The sequence below is a fragment of the Dysosmobacter sp. Sow4_B12 genome (genome assembly GCF_052116665.1).
Classification (GTDB): domain Bacteria; phylum Bacillota; class Clostridia; order Oscillospirales; family Oscillospiraceae; genus Oscillibacter.
The window spans coordinates 1-921 of record NZ_JBQKKR010000030.1 but is presented as its reverse complement, the minus strand read 5'-3'; the positions used below and the strand labels follow the sequence as shown (position 1 = coordinate 921).

Sequence of the window (921 nt, the reverse complement as noted above, 5' to 3'; positions counted from 1 at the left end):
CCGCTACCTGATCCGCGACGGCCACGACTGGGCCGACGAGTTCGACCCCGACGAGCACAAGCTTGGCCGAGTGCCGGTCGTGATGTTCCTGAACCGGCCCCGCACGGGCCGCTGGACTGGCGTGTCAGAGATGGCGGACGTGATCCCGATGACGGACGCGATCGCCCGCATCATCACGAACACGCAGATCGGCGCTGAGGCGTTGGCGTGGCCCCACCGGTGGGCCGCTGGCGTCAAGAAGGAAGACTTCATCAACCCCAAGACGGGTAAACCCATGGCGACGTGGGAGGCATACATGACCATCCTCAAGGTCACGTCGAACAAGGACGCCAAGTTCGGGTCGTGGGACGCGGCGCAACTGTCGAACTTTACCGACGCCGTGAACGCGATGCTGCGCTGGTGTGGCGGGATGTTGGGGCTCCCGACCCGCTACCTCGGTCAAGACACCGTCAATCCTGCGTCGGAGGGCGCGATCCGCGCCGATGAGGCCCGTCTAATCCGCAACGTCGAGCGCATGAACGTGTACGACGGTGACTCGTGGGCGTGGGTGATGGGCCTGCGGGAACGCCTCCGCACCGGCGAATGGCTCCCCGGCAACGAGATCAGGGCGCTGTGGCACGATCCCGCGACCCCCACCTACTCACAGCGAGCCGACGCCCTCACGAAGATGGCTGGCGGCGTGCCGATCCTCTCTCGCGAGGGCGTGTGGGACGAACTGGGATGGGACGAGGGGCGCAAGCAACGGGAGCGGGCCTACTTCCGCGAGCAGGATGCCGACCCGCTGGTGCAGGCGCTGATGGCGGCTCCGGGCGATGTCACCACAGTCGCCTGAGAAGGCGATGCTGGCCCGTTCGCGGGCCGCTGCCACGATGGTGGGCCGCGAGTGGCGCACGATCCGCGCGAGCGGCGACTGGGCTGCTC

At 67.5% G+C, this 921-nt stretch carries 1 protein-coding gene; it reads left to right on the top strand.

Annotated elements, in window-relative coordinates; all coding sequences use genetic code 11:
- Positions 1 to 832, top strand: an 832-nt coding sequence (locus ACTQ4R_RS12975) for a phage portal protein (RefSeq protein WP_441629339.1), incomplete at its 5' end; no start/stop codon positions are given.
- Positions 833 to 921: the final 89 nt, after the last annotated feature.